Here is an 18,275-nt window from a genome sequence, read left to right as displayed (position 1 = left end):
CTTCTCACGATCTTTCTGGAAAATTGCCTGCAGGACTATTTCAAACAAAAGATTTCAAGTGATGAAGTAAATATAGAATGTATTTTCTTGTATAAGACACTTCCTAACAGTTTAAATTTATAAAAAAATTAAAATTGTACCCGGGGGAAATAATAGCAAATGTGTTAAACTATTGTAAAAAAATATGTTATATATTGTAAAAAACTGATTAGAGATTTGACAGTTTTTCTCCAACTCATTTTGTAACAGATAAACCATGCCTGAGCATTTCGTTCCGTATTGTTTTTCAGAATCCCAGTTTCCAAAATTATATGCTCTTCCGGACAGTATTTGAAACCACTATAACAAGCTTTTCCAGGTCGGAATATGAAAATATCAAAATTTTGTATCCAGCTTGTCTTTATGCTTTTTTTAATATTGGGCATTTCAGGATGTGCCCAGGAAGAAGAGCAAGCCCAGAAAGGAGGGACAGAAGAAGTATTTCTGGTTGAAAACGAGTCGGAACCTCAGTCGCAGGTCGGGCTTAGCGCCCAGAAGGATTCGGTTGCTTTGAAGGTCAGTGAAGCTGTCGACCTTGTTGAAGAGGAAGGAACAGAAGCTTTTCCGGAATTCAGGGAAGAAGGAGGGAAATGGTTCCGGGGTTATTCCTACATTTTTATCTGGGATACCAACGGGACAAGGGTTGTCTATCCCCCTGACCCAAGCGGGGAAGGAGAGGACGTAAGCGGGCTGACGGATATAAACGGAAAGCCCATAGGAAAGCTCTTCATCGAGACAGCACTCGGCGAAAGCGGGGAGGGCTGGGTATCCTACGAATGGCCGAAACCCGGGGAAACGGAACCCTCCACCAAGTACAGTTTCATAAAAAGAGCTGAATTTGACGGAGAGACGTACCTTGTGGGTGACGGTTTTTATGTGGAGGACTACCTTTTCACGAGAAATATCGGGGATTGCGAATCCATCAATGCGACCGGCGTTTCACTCTGTGAGTTCATGCACCCCGGAAGAACGGACACGGAGCTAGGAGTCGATTACAGCATTGCATACGTGCTCATGGAACCCGGGGAAAAGAACCTTCCGCACAGGCTTTCAAACCCCGAAGTCCATTACGTCCTGGAAGGTTCGGGGACGATTTACATTGACGATGTGCCCGTAAGCCTCCATGAAGGAAAGCTCGTCCATGTTCCTGCAAACGAAATTCAGTATGTAGAAAATACGGGAAATTCCTCTCTCCGCCTCCTTTTAATAGACCAGCCTGCCTGGGCAGAAGAAAATGAGGAGGTCCTGGAGTAAAGGTTGGGACTCCATGATGTCTCCTTATGCCAGTTCTGCAGCCCATTTTCAGCCTTTTTCACCCTCTTTTTTCACCCCTTTCTTTTCGCCCTCTTTACCCTCTTTAATTGCCTCCCCGTTTCCTGCCTGCCAACCCTCCTAAAAAATCAAAATACATAAATACGGCATCAAATGTCTGATTCTAATTATAATTGAAAAACAACTGTGCTACCCAGAGCGTTAAAAATGCAAGAAATAACAGCCGGAAAAACAGCCAGAACCGAGGACCCTTCAAGTTCGTTGGACGAAAAGACCGAGGGGATAAAAATCCTTCACGGGGACCCTAAAAAAGCCATCGTGAAACTGGCAATTCCCTTGATAGTGGCAATGTCCGTGCAGACGATCTACACCCTTGTGGATACTTTCTGGGTCTCGGGTCTCGGGGCGGATGCCCTGGCTGCCATGGGTTTTGTATTTCCTTTCTTTTTCATCCAGATGGCCCTTACAAACGGACTCGGGGTAGGCGGAGGTGCCGCCATTTCCCGCAGGATAGGAGCCAGGGACAAGGCCGGGGCTGACAATGTTGCGGTGCATACGTTAGTCATAATGCTGTTAATAGGGACCGTATTTACCTTACTCTCACTCTCTTTCCTTGAAGATATTTTCATACTCAGCGGAGCAGGCAGAACAGCCCCTCTCGCGGTTGCATATTCCAAAGTGATCTTCGGAGGCAGCATCATTGTCTTTTTTGCAAACGTGGGAAACGCAATCATCCGGAGTGAAGGGGACTCAAAAAGGGCCATGCAGGCCATGATCATCGGATCAGTCCTGAACATCGTGCTTGACCCGGTTTTCATCTATACCCTGGGAATGGGAATAGCAGGAGCTGCCTTGGCAACCCTACTTTCATTCGGACTTTCCTGCGCCCTGATGCTGTACTGGTTCTTTGTCAGGAAGGACAGTTATGTTTCCTTTGACTTCCGGGGCTTCAAGCCTGATATGGGGATCACCCTGGATATCTTCAGGGTAGGGGTCCCTGCCTCCGTACAGCAGGTCACGACAGCCATGATGATGCTTATCATAAACCTCATCATTGTCACGGTCAGCAGCACAGATGGAGTTGCGGTCTATTCCACGGGCTGGAGGGTCGTAACCATTGCAATTGCGCCCCTGGTAGGGGTTTCAATGGCTGTGGTCTCGGTATCCGGGGCAGCCTTTGGGGCGGAAGACTTCGAAAAAGCCAGGGCCACCCATTCCTACGCAATAAAACTCGGGTTGACGCTGGAGGCTGCAATCGCAGTCGGGACTTTTGTGCTTGCCCCCTGGATCGCTTCAGTCTTTACCCGGGCTGATGCAGCAGCCCATATCGCTCCCGACCTGACCGCCTTCCTGAAGATAATCTGCATCTTCTATCCCACCGTATCTCTGGGGATGCTTTCTTCCTCCCTTTTCCAGGGCGCAGGGAAAGGCCTGAACGCCCTTGCCGCAAACCTTCTCAGAACCCTTGTATTTACCCCACTTTTTGCCGCCCTCTTCGCCTTTACCCTGAACATGGGACAGACCGGAGTCTGGTGGGGGCTGGTAACAGGCAACGGGCTAGGAGCAACGGTTGCCTATACCTGGGCAAGGTATTACCTGAACGGGCTTTTGAAAAGCGAAAGCAAGAAAACCGTTGCTGTGGAGAGTACGGCCTGAGATGAAATGTTGTGGGTGAGAAGAAAAGCAGAGCCTGAAAAGACAAAAAATATCCGGGTATGAGAACAAGGGCCTGGGAAGTAGGCTCTGGTCGATTATTTTTTATCCTTATTCTTCAATCCATCTTTTTTGCCCGGATTCTTTTTGCCCGGGTTCTTTTTGCCCGGATTTTACTCTCTTAATTTCATTTTTAAAAAGACTCATTTCAAATCATAAAATATAAATAGAATTCACGAATATTTGTTAGAAATCTAATAATAAGAAAACAAAAAGTAATATTTCTAATAATCAATATTCTAACTACATGAGTAAAAACGATTCCTGAATTCAGAAAAGTTGACTTCAAGTAACCACGGAGAAGACATACCACGGGTCACATATCGTAATTCTACCAGAAGAATTACAGGCTGTAGTGAGCGAAAAGTCCGACTAAGGGTTCCGGTATGTCGTATGGAAGGATGCAGTATGAAAAATGTAAAAATATGTAAAAGAGGATGCGGCTACAAGCCGGGCCATGGTAAACATGAACGGAGACGTGGTCGAAGCAGTTTCTGGATGCACGACTCTGAGCTTGTTTTTACTGAGCTGAAACTTAAAGAGGGGAACTCTTTTCTTGATATGGGATGCGGGCCGGGAGACTATTCAATTCAGGCATCCAGACTAGTGAAAGATACCGGGGTAGTGTATGCACTGGACAGGTGGCAGGACGTGATTGATGACCTGAAAGAAAAAGCCAATTCAGAGGGATTAAAGAATATCAGGGGAATGATTTCCGATATTACCAGCCCGTTGCCAATTGAAGAAGGCTGTATCGATGTTTATTTTATTTCTACCGTGCTCCATTCGCTTGACCTGGCTAAAGACGGGGATATGATATTCGGTGAAATCCACCGGGTCTTAAAACCGGATGGGCGCCTGGCAATTATCGAATGCAAAAATGAAGAAATGTCTTTTGGGCCGCCGTTGCACATGCGTTTGTCACCGGAAGGACTGGTAAATTCAATCACGAATTATGGTTTTGAAAAGATAAGCCTAGTTGATCTCGGATGCAACTACATGATTCAATTCGGAAAAAAATCAAAAATTTTGGGGAAGAGGGAAAATCAAAAATGATTGGAAAAATCAAAAGTAATATTTTTGTAATCAATTAAGGCAAAAAGATGCTATTTTTTACGGAGTATTCGTTATCAGGCTCTGTTATATAAATCAATTCCGGGCATTTATTTAGCACCCGGCACATGACAGGAGTAGAAGATGGCCGAATCAATCTCAACAGAAGATTTCCATTCCGCACCGGGCTACAAGAGAATCTATGATTTTTCCGATTTACGAAAAATTGGCATTCTTGTGGCGCTGGGAACCGGGCTCATCGCTATGGCAGGTGTCGCCGTCATGATGGGAAATTACAACATCGCCATTACCGACATCATCTATACGATCATCACACACCTGACGTTCGGGGATATCTCCGCAATCCCTAAGCTCCATAATATGGTTATCTGGGAGCTTCGCATCCCCCGTATTCTCCTCGCTTTCCTGATCGGCGGGTCACTCGCCATCGCCGGCGCCGTCTTCCAGAGTGTCTTTCGCAATCCCCTCGTTGAACCCTATATCCTCGGTGCCTCCTCAGGCGCCGCATTCGGAGCTGCTCTTGCAATCGTTTTTCCTATTATCGGGGTCTCGATCCAGATCTCAGCATTCTTTTTTGGGGCACTTGCGGTCACTTTTGCATACCTTCTCGCAAGGGTACGGGGTGAGACTCCCATCGTCACCCTCGTCCTCGCAGGCGTGATCATCGGTTCGGTCTTTACGGCACTTGTGTCGCTTCTCAAATACCTTTCCGACGATACGGCACTGCGCGAGATTGTCTTCTGGCTGATGGGCGGCTTTTATTATGCAACCTGGGACGACATAATCCTCCTTGCGCCGATAACCGGGGCAGGGCTCCTCATTCTGCTGGCTATGGGATGGAAACTGAACATCCTCTCCATGGGAGACGAAGAAGCCCGGGCTCTCGGCGTCAATCCGGAAAGATCCAAATTTATCGTCATAGCTATCGCAACCGCCCTTACAGCCTTTTCAGTCTCGCTCGTAGGCATCATCGCATGGGTAGGTCTCATGATGCCACATGCTTCACGGATCCTGCTCGGACCTGACAACCGGTATGTTATCCCTGCATCATTTATGATGGGGGGAATGTATGTCATCGTCTCTGACACCCTTGCACGGACTCTGATCTCCTCAGAGATTCCCGTAGGCATCATCACTTCCGTCCTGGGGGCACCATACCTTTGCTACCTGCTCAGAAGCAAGGGAAAAGTCATGTTCGGGTGAGCCATATGCTTCGTGTTCATAACGTCCATTTCAGCTATGGGGAGACCCCCGTTCTCAATGGTGTCTCTTTTCATGTAAGGGAAGGAGAACTCTGCGGCTTATTCGGCCCTAACGGCTCGGGAAAGACCACACTGTTCAGGTGCTGCCTCAGGTTCCTCAATCTCAAACAGGGTACCGTTCAGATCTGCGGCAATGATATCTCGAAGCTTTCGACCGGGGAAATGGCAAAAGTCGTGGCATATGTCCCCCAGGAGCACAAACCTCCCTTCCCGTATCTTGTACGTGAAGTCGTCCTCATGGGAAGGACCCCGCATCTCAGGGGAGTTTTTGGAATCAGCCGTCGTGACAGAATGATAGCGATGGACGCACTCGAGACCCTTGGCATAGCCGGGCTTGCGGAAAGGCCCTACTCCCGGCTCTCGGGCGGCCAGCGCCAGATGGTGCTGATGGCAAGAGCCATTGCCCAGGACACCCCCTTGATGTTTCTTGACGAACCGACTTCAGCCCTCGATTTTCAGAACCAGATGCGGATCTGGGAGATTATGCGCAGCGTCGTCGAGGACGGCAGGACCATCATCGCCTGCAGTCACGATCCGAATCATGTCGCCTGGTTCTGTGACCGTGTGGTTGTGGTCGGGAATAACGGTGTGATTGCTGACGGCGATCCTGCCGAGGCGATCAATGAACAGACCCTCGGGCAGATCTACAGGAATACCTGCTCCGTGCAGACAGTGGATGGGATAAGGATGGTAATGCCCGCAGGACTGCAAGCCCGGAAAGCCGGAAAAACGCAGGCAAATACCCATAATCAGCATGCCTGCAATCGGAATGTAGAGCAAAAGACTGTACGGAGAATAGATTATGACATCCGATATGATAAACTGGAACAATGACATTATAAACCGGAAGAGTCGGAGAGAGGTGCAGGGATGCGGGAACAAACCCTTATTACACTGAGCCTGATCCTGCTCATTGCAACTGCAGCCTCGGGTTGCATGCAGGCGCCCGTGCAGACCACGGATAACGAAACAACATCCGGAGACGAATACCGGACCGTCGTCGACAGCCGTGGGGTTGAGGTAAAGGTGCCAGCCAACATCGAAAGGGTGGTTACCGTTTCCGACGGCCTTGTGGAAGAGACTATGGTGGTGTTAGGCGTAGATGATACGCTCGTAGGCCTCGGTTCAAAAGGTCTCCAGTATGAAGGGGATTTTTTCTACCCAACCGATAGTGGCACAAATGTTACGGTGAGCGGAGGCAAACATGTGGTTCTGGCTCTTTCCCCGGATGTAAAAGACCTTCCCCTGGTGGTAGACTACGGCGTGGCAATGAACTACGAGACCCTCGCGTCTCTTGAACCCGATGTCATTATCATTCGCATGGGAAGCTCCGCGTTCCTGTCCGGAGAGGACGAAAGGGCGCAGAAAGCAATCCGGACACTCGAATCACTCGGGATACCCCTGGTTGTCCTCTACAGTCCCAATTGCTATGAAAATTCGGACCCTACAGCGATTTCAGACGAGATCCGCATCATAGGGGAGGTTTTTGGAAAAGAGGAGGAGGCTGATAGGCTCGCTTCGTGTCTTGAGTCCGGGCAGGAGATGATCATAGAACGGACACGGAATATTTCGGAGGAAGAGAAACCGGATGTGCTGGTGTTCGGCCTTTCCCCCATGCACCGTACACAGACTTCTGCCGGAATCGCCTGGGGGCTCAAGACCACGGAGTCGTACATGATCGAGGATATTGTCAACACAAAAAACGCTTTTCGCTCCGATCTTGGTTCCTTTGAGGTGGTAAGCACCGAACAGGTGCTGGCTATGGACCCTGATGTCATTGTGCTCGGCACTGCGGCCCACTATGCCCCTCCGGATGAGATGTACGAGGCTTCATACTACAAAAACCTCCGTGAACTCCAGGCCGTGAAAAACCGCCGGGTTGTATCTCTCCCCTACTCCCCCCGAAACAGTGCAAAACGCCTGGAATACCCCCTCGACCTGATGGTTATCGCAAAGGCGGCATACCCCGAACAATTCGCGGACATCGACCTTAACGAGTGGACCCTGTCTTTTTACCAGGAAGCCTATGGTGTGGACCGTGACACAGCGGTACAGCTTCGTTCGGCCCAGTTGATGGACTGGTGCGTGGAGACGTGAACTGAAAAAACATTTAAGCAGGTCTTCGATTGGGGAAAACATGCAGTACGAGTGGAAAGATTCAATATGGATTGAAAGATTCCTTAACCGAAGACCGATGAATATCTTTTATTCTATTTTTTCACTCAAATCCATCATACTAATCCCTCATACCGGCTTTTTTGGAATGATATGCGGGAGGTTGTCCTCGAGTACCACAGCAGCTTCGACACCGTAGACCGCTCTGATATTCTCCTGTGTCAGGACTGTGGCAGGGTCTCCGGCTGCGTATATCTTCCCTTCTTTAAGCATGATGAGCCGGTCAGAGTACCGGGAGGCAAGGTTGAGGTCATGAATAACGAGGATCGAGAGCAGTCCCCTTTCGTCTACAAGGGTCCGAATGATATCCATCACTTCGAGCTGGTGCCTGATATCAAGCTTGGAGGTCGGCTCGTCAAGGAGGAGCACCCGGCTTTGTTGAGCAAGAGCCCGGGCTATCAACACCCGCTGCTGCTGGCCACCGGAGAGTTCCGAGTGGGAGCGGAGCGCAACCTGTTCGAGGTTCAGCAGCTTGAGGGCTGCCCCTGTGATCTCAACATCATCCCTGCTGACCCTCCAGGACGAAAACGGCCGCCTGCCCATGAGTACCGTGTCAAAAACGGTTGCCTGAAAGGTAATCGGAAACTCCTGGGGCACGTAGCCAAAATTTCGGGCGACTTCAACCGCATCCATATCCCGGGTCTTTTTCCCGTCCAGGCAGACCGTACCGTTCTTCGGTGTGAGAACATCATTAATGCAGCGGAGCAGCGTGCTCTTTCCTGCCCCGTTCGGCCCTATTATGCCAATAACCCCGGGTTTGCAAAACTCCATAGAAATCCCATGGAGCACCGGCACCGATGCATATGAGAGTGTGACCCCGTCGATCGAGAGCCTCAACAGTACTCCCTCCTGTACATGATCAGATATACAAAGAAAGGAACACCCAGGAATGCAGTGACTACCCCTACGGGGACTATCACAGGCGAAAGCAATGTCCGGGCAATAGAATCGGAGAGGATCAGGAAAACCGCCCCCATCAGCCCGGATACAGGGATCAGGAAGCGGTTGTCTCCCCCAATGATCAGCCGGCAGATATGCGGGGAGATCAGGCCGATAAACCCTATAGCTCCGACAAAGCAGACAACTCCTGCAACCAGAAGGGAGGAGGCTGCCATGATGAGGACCCGGAACCTTTTGACATTTATCCCGAGGCTCTTTGCACTCTCGTCCCCTGTCCCTATGATATTGAGGTCCCATGACTTCCAGATAAGTAAGGGAACAAGGACCCCTACGATCGGGATCACAAAGCAGAAATCCTCCCACCTGGCTTTCCCGAGGTCTCCGACCATCCAGAACATTGCACCTTTTACTGCTTCCGCATCTGCAAAATACTCCACAAAGGTCGTGAGGGCCTGAAAGAAAAACATCACGGCAATTCCTGTCAGGACCATCGCCTCTGCAGAACCGCCCTTCCTCTCCGAAATTGCGATGATAATCGCGGCAGCCAGCAGTGAGAAGAAAAAGGCATTCCCGACGATTAGATACTTGCCGGCAAAAAGCCCGGTCCCGAAGATGATCGCGATCGCCGCACCAAACCCGGCTGCCGACGCAATTCCGAGCATATACGGATCAGCAAGCGGGTTTTTCAAAGCCCCCTGCATAGCACACCCGGCTGTCCCGAGGGCAACCCCGGCAAAGAGCCCCATAAAAATACGGGGGAAGCGGAGTTTCCAGAGGCAGACATCCGCTACCCAGGAACTCTCCGCAGCATCAGGAAATATTTTGCTGAGAATCGAGGCATAAACATCCCCGAAAGAGATATCGGCAGATCCTGTGGATGCGGCAATCCCGATGCTGATGACGATGAGCAGGCATAAGGCAGCAATAAAGAGGGCCTTTTTATGGATAAAATGATAATATCTCTCCGTGATATTGCCTGCTTCCGTTTGGCACATGTTTTTTTGAGAATTACAATCCATAAACCTTCAACCCGCTCAATCCTCTGTTCTGGGAGCTTTCCGGGCAATGTCCATATCGAAAAGCCCTACGTCAAGCCTGACCGGCTGTGAACGGACCGACCGGAATCCGGCATTAAGCATCGCGTTTGCAATAAGCCCCTTCCTGAGGCTGCAGTTGTATCCGGATAGTGCACTGGACATCATATTGAGGACATGAACCACCGGGGCTGTGCCTTCATCACACATCCCGTCATGAAGACTGACAAAGACTCCTCCCGGATTTAGAGCATCATAGATTTTTTTCACCATCTTATCCATGCAGTCCCTGGCAAAATTGAGCGTACAACTTGCCAGGACCAGGTCATACCCACCGCCAATAGGACCGTTCAGGTAATCCCCGCCAATTGTTGTCATCCTGTCAGAAAGGCCGTATTCTGCGATGAATTCCTCAGTGACATTGACCACGGCCGGCTGGTCAAACACGACAGCTTCCATAGAGGGGTGCCGGGCCAAAACCGCAATTCCCATCAGGCCCGGACCCCGCCGAGGTCAAGCATTTTCCGCATCGAAGAAAATTCCGGCAATGACGCGATAGTATCCGCAAGCATCTGGGCGGTTCCGGCACGCTCCCAGTTTGCCATGGATCGCGCATATTGTATCCAGAACTCCTCAGAACTCATGTTCCCGTCATCTTTCTGGAAAACAGGGCCGTTTTTGACCCTTTCGGCGATCGTTTTCGGACTCATGGCCAAACGTTCATACTCAAGCAAAATGAGATCCCCGTAGTAGGTTGGGCGACCGGTGACCAGGTACTGCTCAGCCTCCGGACTGTTCCGGTAGCACCCGTCCTTTTTTATCACAAGTCCGCAGGCAGTCAGTACATTGAGATATTCTGCCGTTGTTCCGGCATCAAACCCGCATGTCTCAGCAAGTTCTTCTGCCCGGACAGGTTTGCCGAGCCGGTCGAAGACAGCAAGCTCAACTCCCGCAACCATCGCATTTGTCTGAACGGATGCAAGGGACATTTCATAGATTCGGGTTAATGGAACCTGAATTTCTGGTAGATTTTTCATAGTAATCACTCTCATGTCTGTCAAAAATGCACTTAAGCAGGATAAGCAAAGAGCCCTGCATCGGAAAGGTTATAATCGGTATTCATAAACCGGCTCAGGTATTCCTGATGTAGTGCTTCAGGATCGAGATCGGGAAACATGTCGGGATAGAACCATTTGGCCATGTAAGCTATGGCAATGACATGCCTGGGGGTGGAAAGCAATTCGTTATGAAGCAGGTACACCTTTTCGTTTTTAACGGCGTCAGTATGTGCAAAGACATCCTGTTCCATGATTTCTTCCCGGATCTCCTGAGCTCCCTCTAAAGCCAGTTCCGGGTCCTGGACGGTATATCCGAATGTTTCAGGATAACGTTTATCCCAGCACATGACTACAATGGCATCAATGTCCTGTTCAAGGACCCATTCATTATCTACTTCTGCATAAGCGAAAGGAAGATTTCCCGCGATGTTTCTTCCACCGGCAGCTTCAAATAACTCGTTACCGCCGGGCATTTCTTTCCCATAGGTTTTTATTTGTTCAGGATTGTCCGAAAAAGCCTTATAAAATACATTCAAACGCTCTTCCGGAGCAAGTTGTGAAGTTTTAGTTACAATAGGGTCATAAATTCCACTGTAAAAATCAATAAATTCCTGAGCTTCATCCTCATTCCCAACAATTTTTCCGATAATCTGAACAGTGTCACAAAAAGAATCGGGATTTAGTGTATCTACGAAAACGACCGGGATATCAGGTTCAAAGGTGTTGATTATTTCATCAGTGGTGTCATACCATTCAAATTTCGGCAGGATGAGAACATCCGGCCGGACTTCTACAGTTTTTTCATAATTGATGTCCATAGGGTTTTTGGGCGGGCATATAGCCGGGATCTCATCCAAACCCGGATAAAAATTTTCATCTGATATGTACCCGTCCCGTGCAACTACCCTATTCCAGGCTCCAACGGCTTTGAGGATCTCATCGACTGAGTAATGGGTGCATGCGATTCTTTCAGCAGGTTTATCGAGGGTTACTTCCCTGCCGAGGGAGTCAATGATTGTGATACGGGAATCTTCATCTGCGGTTTTTGTGTCAGGAGTGTTTGAGTTTGAAAGGACTACAAAAAGTGACAGTACCAGTAAAATTCCTAATCCGATCCCCAATTCCTTCTTGTACTTCATAGTTATTTCCTCTCCATTTTTCGTATTAGCTCACGACAATAAATATTGATAAAACAAAATTGCTTTAGTTAAAAATTACTTGAGAATAATTCAAATTTATTTGTACCAGTAAAACTATCAAGCGTGTATTAAAAGGTTTGTATTCTAACAATTAGAATTTGTACCAATTTTAAGAAAAACAAATTTGCTTTACTTACAGTCACTAACTGTGAACATAGAAGGTTAGATTTCTGATAGTTAGAAATCGAAACGTTTTAATGCTTATTCGAATAATAGTAACAAGTGGTGAGATAGTCATGTAAATTTTCAACTGAAAAAGAAAGAAATCCGGATATGCAACCGCATCATCCGAAATAACACTGAAAAAGTGGCATAAAATGGAGGAAAAACAAGTTCCCAGGGAAATTGAAGAAATGTGTGTCAAAAAATCACATTTTGGAAGGAATCAGAAGTTAAAAGGCATCCGATTTACTGATTTTTCAAAAATTTCAAGCTAACTTAAAAATAAAAAATGAGGAAATAACTTATGAAACTCGTTATATGTGGAAAAGGTGGGAGCGGTAAGAGTACCATTGCGGCTCTCCTTGCAAAGTCCCTTGTAAAAAATGGAAGTTCTGTTCTTGTCATCGATACCGACGAATCGAATTTTGGGCTCCACCGGCAACTGGGAATCGACCTTCCCCCCGATTTCACGGATTATTTCGGGGGCAAGAAGACAGTCCTTGAGAAAATCATGCAGGCCGAACCCGACTGGTAATCGGTTTCCTTTTTTGAGGATGAATGGAGCTTTTCCGATATTCCCCCGGCATATTGCCCGGAAAAGGACGGAGTGAAACTTATTTCCATCGGGAAAATTCACGAAGTGGGAGAAGGATGTGCCTGTCCCATGGGGATGCTTGTAAAACAATTCATAGGCAACCTGAGGCTGAATCCCGATGAAGTAGTAATCACCGATACGGAGGCTGGCATAGAGCACTTCGGGAGAGGGATTGAGGAGAATGCAGATGCAATCCTCATGGTGATAGATCCGTCCTACGAATCCATGAGATTATCCGAAAAAGTTGCGGAATTAAGTGGAAGCATCGGAAAACCGGTATATTTTGTCCTGAACAAAGTGGACGGGGCAAACGAACAATTCATGCGGGAAACTCTCGAGGACCGGAATACAGTCATTGCGGCGATCCCGGCGGATAGCTCCCTCTCACTGGCAGGGCTCAGGGGAGAGGAGATCATGACGGATAAGGCCGAAATTAAGCACCTGTGGCAGACCCTGATGGAGAATTGAAAGGTTTGGTCCCACGATTGTCCCCAGATGGGAGATGTAAACTAAATTAAGTATGTTTCGGATTAAACGGTGCAGACATGCATACAGAAATGAGGCACTAAAAATGACAGAAAAAATCGGAATCCTGGCCATCGGGCACGGAAGCAAACTACCTTACAACAAGGAAGTCGTTACACAGATCGCTGCTTACATTGCAGAGAAGCACATTGACGTGGTTATAAGAGCCGGTTTCATGGAGAACAGTGAGCCTGCCCTGGGCGAGGCTATTGCAGCATTCTCCGGGACAGGAGTGACGAAAGTCGCAGCCGTGCCGGTCTTCTTAACCTCGGGGTTGCACATCGAAGAAGACATCCCGGCTATCCTCAACCTGGACGAGAATGGTTGCGGGTGCCTTAGCATCGACGGGAAAGAAGTTCCCCTCTGCTATGCAAAGCCTCTGGGCGCCGACGAGCTCATTGCCGACCTGGTATACAGGAGAGTAGAAGAAGCACTCTAAAAGCTGAATTATTTCCGCAAATTTTTTACTTCCCATCCCTGCAAACTGTGTTCGACAATTTTATTTCAAATTTTTTTCCGGAAACTTTTCCAATACTGCAGAGAATTGGCTTTTTATTCCTTCTCAGCAAGCATTTATGGAATTTATCATCAAACAGCGGTCTCCATGGTTTGCCCAGAAAGCCACAGGGAAAAACAATAATCCATTTCAAATCAGAAGCTCTAAACAGGGAACAAATTAGTTAGAAATCAAATTATCTGAAACTGAATAATTTTGTTTGATATAATATTGATTCTAACGATAAGAATATAAACAATACGAATTCAAAAAAAACCAGAGTTGCACTGAAGCACCCCGCTGCAAGCAACGAAGGTATGTTCGCACCCCTACCCAATTTTCATACCCGTGGCAAGCTAGCGGGGTATCCAGCTGAAATCAAAAATTCCTGGCGAACAACCTATAAAAAAAGACCATTGGTCGTATCTTCTGAGTTATTACAATAACAAAGCATCTGTGTGAGACCTTATGAAACAAAAGAAAATAAAAGAAGTAGCCGAACTCCAGTTCGACCTCCTGAACCTCTTCCACAAGAATTTCTCAAAAGCTTTCCATGAAGTGGGAGACGGCCCCTATAACCTGAACAAGAACCAGAAAAGAGCTATCATGGTCATCGGAATGAAGGGAGAAATTATCCCCTCTGTCCTGGGAGAATACCTGGACCTCCAGAAAGGAAGCCTGACAAGCATGATCGACGCCCTGGAAGAAGAAGGTGTGATCCGTAGAAGAGGTGACCCTGAAGACCGCAGGAAAACCCTGATATCCCTCACTGAAAACGGCAGAGAATACAGAAACTGGCTCACTGGGGAAATACAGGCGATTGTAGCCGAAGTCCTTGGAAAGCTGGATGAGGACGAAATAATCAGTTACCAGGAAAGCCTTGAAAATATGATAAAATTTTTTAAGAAACTGGATGAAAGGAACTGAGAACCCGATTAGTTGACCGGACAGATTTTAAGTAGGCACGTTTGCGAAACCATTGATTGAAAAAATATCTGGGGGAAGGAAGGAAAACGGAGAAATCAAGACGAAAAAAGAACCATAGGAAGACTTGAATATGCACAATAATCCGGTCGAAAAAGCAGGCCTGTTCAGCTCTGCTGCAGAATCGAAAACAAAAGGTGTTGATACACTTCTCGGTGATCCCAAAAAAGCCATCTTAAAACTGGCAATTCCCATGATTGTTGCCATGTCCGTACAGAACATTTACCAGCTGGTCGATACCTACTGGGTCTCGGGGCTCGGAGCCGACGCCCTGGCAGCAATGGGCTTTGTTTTTCCTTTTTTCTTCATCAGCATGTCCCTTTCGAACGGGCTAGGGATAGGAGGGGGAGCCGCAATTTCCCGCAGAATCGGAGCCAGGGACAAAGAAGGAGCTGACGAGGTTGCGGTGCACACTATAATATTGATACTTATCCTCGTGCTCGTATTTTCCATACCTTTCTACACTTTTGCCCCGCAAATCTTTACCCCGGTCGGGGCGGGAAAAACTACGGGACTTGCCGTGGCCTATGCAAGAGTTATCTTTCTGGGGAGCATCGTGGTCTTTTTCACCAACGTGGCCAACTCCATCATCCGAAGCGAAGGAGACTCAAAAAGGGCGATGCAGGCTATGGTACTCGGAGCGGGCCTGAATATCATCCTGGACCCGATTTTCATTTATACCCTGAAACTGGGGATTGCCGGGGCAGCCTGGGCCACATTGGTTTCACTGGCGATTCTTCACTCCTGATGTTTAACTGGTTCTTTTTCAAGAAAAACACCTACATATCCTTCAACTTTCGGGGCTTCGGCTTCAAAAGAGACATCGTAAAAGACATTCTCAGTATCGGAATTCCGTCTTCGATCCAGCACATTACACTGTCCATTACCCTGCTTGCAATGAACCTAATCATCATTGCGGTCAGCGACACCGACAGTGTTGCGGTATTTTCCACGGGCTGGAAGGTTATAACAGTCGCCTGCGCGCCCCTTATGGGGGTAGCAACAGCCGTTGTCTCCGTAAGCGGGGCTTCCTTCGGGGCCCGAGCTTTTGAAAAAGCGGAAACTGCCCTTACATACTCGATAAAGCTGGGACTCCTTATAGAAGCAGGGATTGCCCTCCTGATTTTTGCATTGGCCCCTCAAATAGCAGCCGTTTTTACCCGGGCCGAAACCGCAACTCATATTGCAGGAGACCTTGAAGTATTTTTAAGAATTGTCTCCATTTACCTGCCAACGGTCGGGTTTGGAATGCTGTCCTCATGTATTTTCCAGGGAGCCGGAAAAGGGATGGACGCCCTTACTGCAACGATCCTGAGGACCATAATAACTCCCCTCTTTGCAACTATATTTGCTTTTACCCTCAACATGGGAATAAAAGGAATCTGGTGGGGACTTGTTGCAGGCAACGGCATTTCATGCGTGATCATCTTTTCATGGGTGAAGATATTCCTGAGAGATATAGTAATAACAGAAAAAACGGCAATTATAACGGTAGAGAGCATAGCTTGAAAAAACGCCATCTTGTAATCATTTTTTTCAATTTTTCTGCCGGAACCGGTATTTTCTGTTATCCCCTGATTTGTTACCTATCGTATTCATAAATGATTCCAGAAATGATTTCACAGGTCAGAATAATAAACTATAAATAGAACCCGGGGACAGTTAGTCAGATTTCTGACTATTCAAAATCTAATTATATTGTGGCATATACCAGACCTTTCGAATTCTTACAAAATAAAGAAAGGGCGTGAAACCCCGTGATACAGAAAAAAACAAAAAAAGCCAGTGAACCTGTATTACATGCTTTCATTCTAAATGACGGCACTGTTAATCCCGGCTGCAAAAATCAAAATTTTAAAAGATTTCGGCCTCATTCCTGCATCCGAAACTCTGGGAGATCAACAAATAAATCTTCAGGGAAGGAATAAATCAGGGAACGTACATATCAATGAAATCAATCTCCTGAAACAACCCGAATCCCATCTTACCAAAAATGAACAGAAAAAACAGTCTACCCAAAAACGGAACAAAAAACAGCAAGAAATTTAAAAAATTAAAGAGTTCTATTCTTTTACCTTTTTATCTCTGCAATTCACCTTATTTTGAAGTTTTCCTTCCCTGAAGCTTATTGAAGGCAAGTTCGGAAAGTCATAAATTCAACTTCAGCAGGCTCTAAGGAAGAGTTTTGAAGCTAAAGATAAGGCAGGAGGTATATCAGATAAACGGATACCTCGGCGAGGTGAGGTAAGGATAAATAAAACTTATTAGAGAGGGAACTTAAGGCAGAAAGAAGAATTTGAAGATCACGGGAAGATTTGAAAATGTACAGTGCACCAGCCGAAAAAACGGATTCCGGAAATTTTCCGGAGGAAATGAATGCGGAAGGAGTTGAAATCCTTTCCGGAGACCCGAAAAAAGCCATTATCAAACTCTCAGTCCCGATGATTGTTGCAATGTCCGTCCAGACTGTTTACCAGCTTGTAGACACCTACTGGGTTTCCGGGCTTGGGGCAGATGCGCTTGCTGCGATGGGCTTTGTATTTCCTTTCTTTTTCATAAGCATGGCTCTTTCCAATGGGCTTGGAATAGGAGGAGGGTCTGCAATTTCCAGGCGGATAGGTGCCCGGGACAAAGCAGGGGCAGACAATGTAGCCGTACATACGATTGTAATGATGATGCTGCTTGTGCTGATATTTACCATCCCCTTCTATGTTTTTGCCCCTCAGATCTTCTCTCTGGTAGGAGCAGGACAGACAACATACCTTGCAGTAGCTTACGCGAGGGTGATATTCCTCGGGAGCTTAGTAGTTTTCTTTACGAACGTAGCTAACGCCATCCTCAGGGCCGAAGGGGATTCAAAGCGGGCAATGCAGGCAATGGTCCTCGGTGCAGCCCTGAATATTGTCCTTGACCCTATTTTCATATACACTTTTAACATGGGAATTGCGGGCGCAGCCTGGGCAACCCTGCTTTCATTAGCCGTTTCTTCACTGATGATGCTGAACTGGCTCTTTTTAAGAAAGGATACTTTTGTCTCCTTCAATTTTAAAGACTTCAGCTTTGAAAAGGACATTGTAAATGACATCTTCAGGGTAACAATCCCTGCCTCGACTCAGCAGCTTTCCATGTCATTGTCCATGCTTATCCTCAACCTCATTATCGTGAATGTAAGCAATACCGACGGGGTTGCTGTCTATTCCACCGGCTGGCGGGTTGCAACCATTGCAATTGCTCCTCTGATAGGAATTGCAACAGCTATGGTTTCGGTTTCCGGAGCTGCCTTCGGAGCAAAGGAATTTGAAAAAGCCAAAACAGCCCATACCTATGCAATAAAACTGGGACTCCTCATCGAAAGCGGGGTTGCCGTATTTACTTTTATTTTTGCACCTCAGATTGCAGCCGTTTTCACGCAGACAGAAGACGCCGCCCATATCGCACCGGACCTCGTCCACTTCCTGCGTGTGATCTGTATCTTCTACCCTTCAGTCTCCTTAGGAATGCTCTCAACATCTTTCTTCCAGGGCGCGGGAAAAGGCATGAATGCCCTTACTGCAAATCTCCTGAGAACCATAGTATTTACCCCGCTCTTTGCGGCTCTTTTCGCCTTCACTCTGAACATGGGCCAGGTAGGGGCCTGGTGGGGAATTGTTATAGGAAACGGAATGGGGGCCGGAGTAACCTTTGTCTGGGCAAGGCTCTACCTCAGCACAATCCTGAAAACAGAGCCCCTGAACAAGCCTGTTGAACAGGGGTTTTGAAAATATTTTTTGATGACGGCTCGGAAAAA

General features: G+C 47.4%; 18 protein-coding genes. 13 read left to right on the top strand and 5 right to left on the bottom strand.

Features of this window, described 5'->3' with window-relative positions:
* Positions 1-366 precede the first annotated feature (366 nt).
* The 6 genes from MSSIT_RS05995 (at position 367) to MSSIT_RS05970 (ending at position 7,457) form a co-directional block, all read left to right on the top strand.
* Positions 367-1,293, top strand: coding sequence for a cache domain-containing protein (locus MSSIT_RS05995; RefSeq protein ID WP_052721554.1), 927 nt, complete (start codon positions 367-369; stop codon positions 1,291-1,293).
* Positions 1,294-1,518: 225 nt separating this feature from the next.
* Positions 1,519-2,967 (top strand): MATE family efflux transporter, encoded by a 1,449-nt coding sequence (locus tag MSSIT_RS05990; protein WP_052721553.1) that lies wholly within the window; start codon positions 1,519-1,521, stop codon positions 2,965-2,967.
* Between the two features lie 465 nt (positions 2,968-3,432).
* Positions 3,433-4,080: a class I SAM-dependent methyltransferase gene (locus MSSIT_RS05985; protein WP_048174548.1), complete on the top strand. Its 648-nt coding sequence runs from the start codon at positions 3,433-3,435 to the stop codon at positions 4,078-4,080.
* A 141-nt stretch (positions 4,081-4,221) separates the two neighbouring features.
* The gene (locus MSSIT_RS05980; RefSeq protein ID WP_048170817.1) at positions 4,222-5,301 is read left to right on the top strand and encodes a FecCD family ABC transporter permease; all 1,080 of its coding nucleotides are present in this window, start codon (positions 4,222-4,224) and stop codon (positions 5,299-5,301) included.
* A gap of 5 nt (positions 5,302-5,306) precedes the next feature.
* The gene (locus tag MSSIT_RS05975) at positions 5,307-6,194 is read left to right on the top strand and encodes an ABC transporter ATP-binding protein (RefSeq protein ID WP_048170816.1); all 888 of its coding nucleotides are present in this window, start codon (positions 5,307-5,309) and stop codon (positions 6,192-6,194) included.
* A 36-nt stretch (positions 6,195-6,230) separates the two neighbouring features.
* Entirely contained in the window at positions 6,231-7,457 is a 1,227-nt protein-coding gene (locus MSSIT_RS05970) for an ABC transporter substrate-binding protein (protein WP_048170814.1), read from the top strand.
* A 147-nt stretch (positions 7,458-7,604) separates the two neighbouring features.
* On the opposite strand, the gene MSSIT_RS05965 is transcribed toward MSSIT_RS05970, so the two are convergent.
* Genes MSSIT_RS05965 through MSSIT_RS05950 form a run of 5 tightly spaced genes read right to left on the bottom strand, consistent with a single transcriptional unit; the run spans position 7,605 to position 11,666 of the window.
* A complete protein-coding gene (locus tag MSSIT_RS05965) occupies positions 7,605-8,372 on the bottom strand; it encodes an ABC transporter ATP-binding protein (protein WP_048170812.1) in 768 nt (255 codons plus the stop codon).
* Complete coding sequence (locus MSSIT_RS05960) at positions 8,369-9,454, bottom strand: FecCD family ABC transporter permease (protein ID WP_052721551.1); 1,086 nt, start codon at positions 9,452-9,454, stop codon at positions 8,369-8,371. Before MSSIT_RS05960 ends, MSSIT_RS05965 begins: the two co-directional genes overlap by 4 nt.
* 15 nt (positions 9,455-9,469) lie before the next feature.
* On the bottom strand, positions 9,470-9,961 hold the full coding sequence (locus tag MSSIT_RS24600) for an SAM-dependent methyltransferase (RefSeq protein WP_231590439.1): 492 nt from the start codon (positions 9,959-9,961) through the stop codon (positions 9,470-9,472).
* Positions 9,961-10,506, bottom strand: a complete 546-nt coding sequence (locus MSSIT_RS24595) for a methyltransferase family protein (RefSeq protein ID WP_231590438.1) — start codon at positions 10,504-10,506, stop codon at positions 9,961-9,963. The genes MSSIT_RS24600 and MSSIT_RS24595 overlap by 1 nt, the downstream gene beginning before the upstream one ends.
* Before the next feature lie 32 nt (positions 10,507-10,538).
* A complete protein-coding gene (locus tag MSSIT_RS05950; protein WP_048170808.1) occupies positions 10,539-11,666 on the bottom strand; it encodes an ABC transporter substrate-binding protein in 1,128 nt (375 codons plus the stop codon).
* 526 nt (positions 11,667-12,192) lie between these two features.
* On the opposite strand from MSSIT_RS05950, the gene MSSIT_RS25495 reads away from it, so the two are divergent.
* The 7 genes from MSSIT_RS25495 to MSSIT_RS05920 all read left to right on the top strand — a co-directional run bounded on the left by MSSIT_RS25495 (position 12,193) and on the right by MSSIT_RS05920 (position 18,246).
* Positions 12,193-12,423 carry a nucleotide-binding protein gene (locus MSSIT_RS25495; protein WP_331456183.1) on the top strand — a complete coding sequence of 77 codons (231 nt, stop codon included), beginning with the start codon at positions 12,193-12,195 and terminating at the stop codon, positions 12,421-12,423.
* Positions 12,424-12,495: 72 nt separating this feature from the next.
* Entirely contained in the window at positions 12,496-12,951 is a 456-nt protein-coding gene (locus MSSIT_RS25490) for an ATP-binding protein (RefSeq protein WP_331456182.1), read from the top strand.
* A gap of 52 nt (positions 12,952-13,003) precedes the next feature.
* Positions 13,004-13,447 (top strand): sirohydrochlorin nickelochelatase, encoded by a 444-nt coding sequence (cfbA, locus tag MSSIT_RS05940; RefSeq protein ID WP_269430811.1) that lies wholly within the window; start codon positions 13,004-13,006, stop codon positions 13,445-13,447.
* Positions 13,448-13,972: 525 nt separating this feature from the next.
* Complete coding sequence (locus MSSIT_RS05935; protein WP_048170805.1) at positions 13,973-14,431, top strand: MarR family winged helix-turn-helix transcriptional regulator; 459 nt, start codon at positions 13,973-13,975, stop codon at positions 14,429-14,431.
* A 130-nt stretch (positions 14,432-14,561) separates the two neighbouring features.
* Positions 14,562-15,236, top strand: a complete 675-nt coding sequence (locus MSSIT_RS25485; RefSeq protein WP_331456181.1) for an MATE family efflux transporter — start codon at positions 14,562-14,564, stop codon at positions 15,234-15,236.
* Entirely contained in the window at positions 15,236-15,997 is a 762-nt protein-coding gene (locus MSSIT_RS25480) for an MATE family efflux transporter (protein WP_331456180.1), read from the top strand. The genes MSSIT_RS25485 and MSSIT_RS25480 overlap by 1 nt, the downstream gene beginning before the upstream one ends.
* Positions 15,998-16,809: 812 nt before the next feature.
* Positions 16,810-18,246: an MATE family efflux transporter gene (locus MSSIT_RS05920; protein WP_048170801.1), complete on the top strand. Its 1,437-nt coding sequence runs from the start codon at positions 16,810-16,812 to the stop codon at positions 18,244-18,246.
* The last annotated feature ends 29 nt before the right edge of the window (positions 18,247-18,275 follow it).

The organism is Methanosarcina siciliae T4/M, assembly GCF_000970085.1.
In the GTDB taxonomy this organism is placed as follows: domain Archaea; phylum Halobacteriota; class Methanosarcinia; order Methanosarcinales; family Methanosarcinaceae; genus Methanosarcina; species Methanosarcina siciliae.
This window is presented reverse-complemented; position numbering and strand designations above follow the sequence as displayed.

What these genes read in the sequence shown, in the direction of transcription:
- MSSIT_RS05995 (WP_052721554.1), top strand. Translation starts at nt 367, where the DNA reads ATGAAAATATCAAAATTTTGTATCCAGCTTGTCTTTATGCTTTTTTTA.
- MSSIT_RS05990 (WP_052721553.1), top strand. Translation starts at nt 1,519, where the DNA reads ATGCAAGAAATAACAGCCGGAAAAACAGCCAGAACCGAGGACCCTTCA.
- MSSIT_RS05985 (WP_048174548.1), top strand. Translation starts at nt 3,433, where the DNA reads ATGAAAAATGTAAAAATATGTAAAAGAGGATGCGGCTACAAGCCGGGC.
- MSSIT_RS05980 (WP_048170817.1), top strand. Translation starts at nt 4,222, where the DNA reads ATGGCCGAATCAATCTCAACAGAAGATTTCCATTCCGCACCGGGCTAC.
- MSSIT_RS05975 (WP_048170816.1), top strand. Translation starts at nt 5,307, where the DNA reads ATGCTTCGTGTTCATAACGTCCATTTCAGCTATGGGGAGACCCCCGTT.
- MSSIT_RS05970 (WP_048170814.1), top strand. Translation starts at nt 6,231, where the DNA reads ATGCGGGAACAAACCCTTATTACACTGAGCCTGATCCTGCTCATTGCA.
- MSSIT_RS05960 (WP_052721551.1), bottom strand. Translation starts at nt 9,454, where the DNA reads ATGGATTGTAATTCTCAAAAAAACATGTGCCAAACGGAAGCAGGCAAT.
- MSSIT_RS24600 (WP_231590439.1), bottom strand. Translation starts at nt 9,961, where the DNA reads ATGGGAATTGCGGTTTTGGCCCGGCACCCCTCTATGGAAGCTGTCGTG.
- MSSIT_RS24595 (WP_231590438.1), bottom strand. Translation starts at nt 10,506, where the DNA reads ATGAAAAATCTACCAGAAATTCAGGTTCCATTAACCCGAATCTATGAA.
- MSSIT_RS05950 (WP_048170808.1), bottom strand. Translation starts at nt 11,666, where the DNA reads ATGAAGTACAAGAAGGAATTGGGGATCGGATTAGGAATTTTACTGGTA.
- MSSIT_RS25495 (WP_331456183.1), top strand. Translation starts at nt 12,193, where the DNA reads ATGAAACTCGTTATATGTGGAAAAGGTGGGAGCGGTAAGAGTACCATT.
- cfbA (WP_269430811.1), top strand. Translation starts at nt 13,004, where the DNA reads ATGTTTCGGATTAAACGGTGCAGACATGCATACAGAAATGAGGCACTA.
- MSSIT_RS05935 (WP_048170805.1), top strand. Translation starts at nt 13,973, where the DNA reads ATGAAACAAAAGAAAATAAAAGAAGTAGCCGAACTCCAGTTCGACCTC.
- MSSIT_RS25485 (WP_331456181.1), top strand. Translation starts at nt 14,562, where the DNA reads ATGCACAATAATCCGGTCGAAAAAGCAGGCCTGTTCAGCTCTGCTGCA.
- MSSIT_RS25480 (WP_331456180.1), top strand. Translation starts at nt 15,236, where the DNA reads ATGTTTAACTGGTTCTTTTTCAAGAAAAACACCTACATATCCTTCAAC.
- MSSIT_RS05920 (WP_048170801.1), top strand. Translation starts at nt 16,810, where the DNA reads ATGTACAGTGCACCAGCCGAAAAAACGGATTCCGGAAATTTTCCGGAG.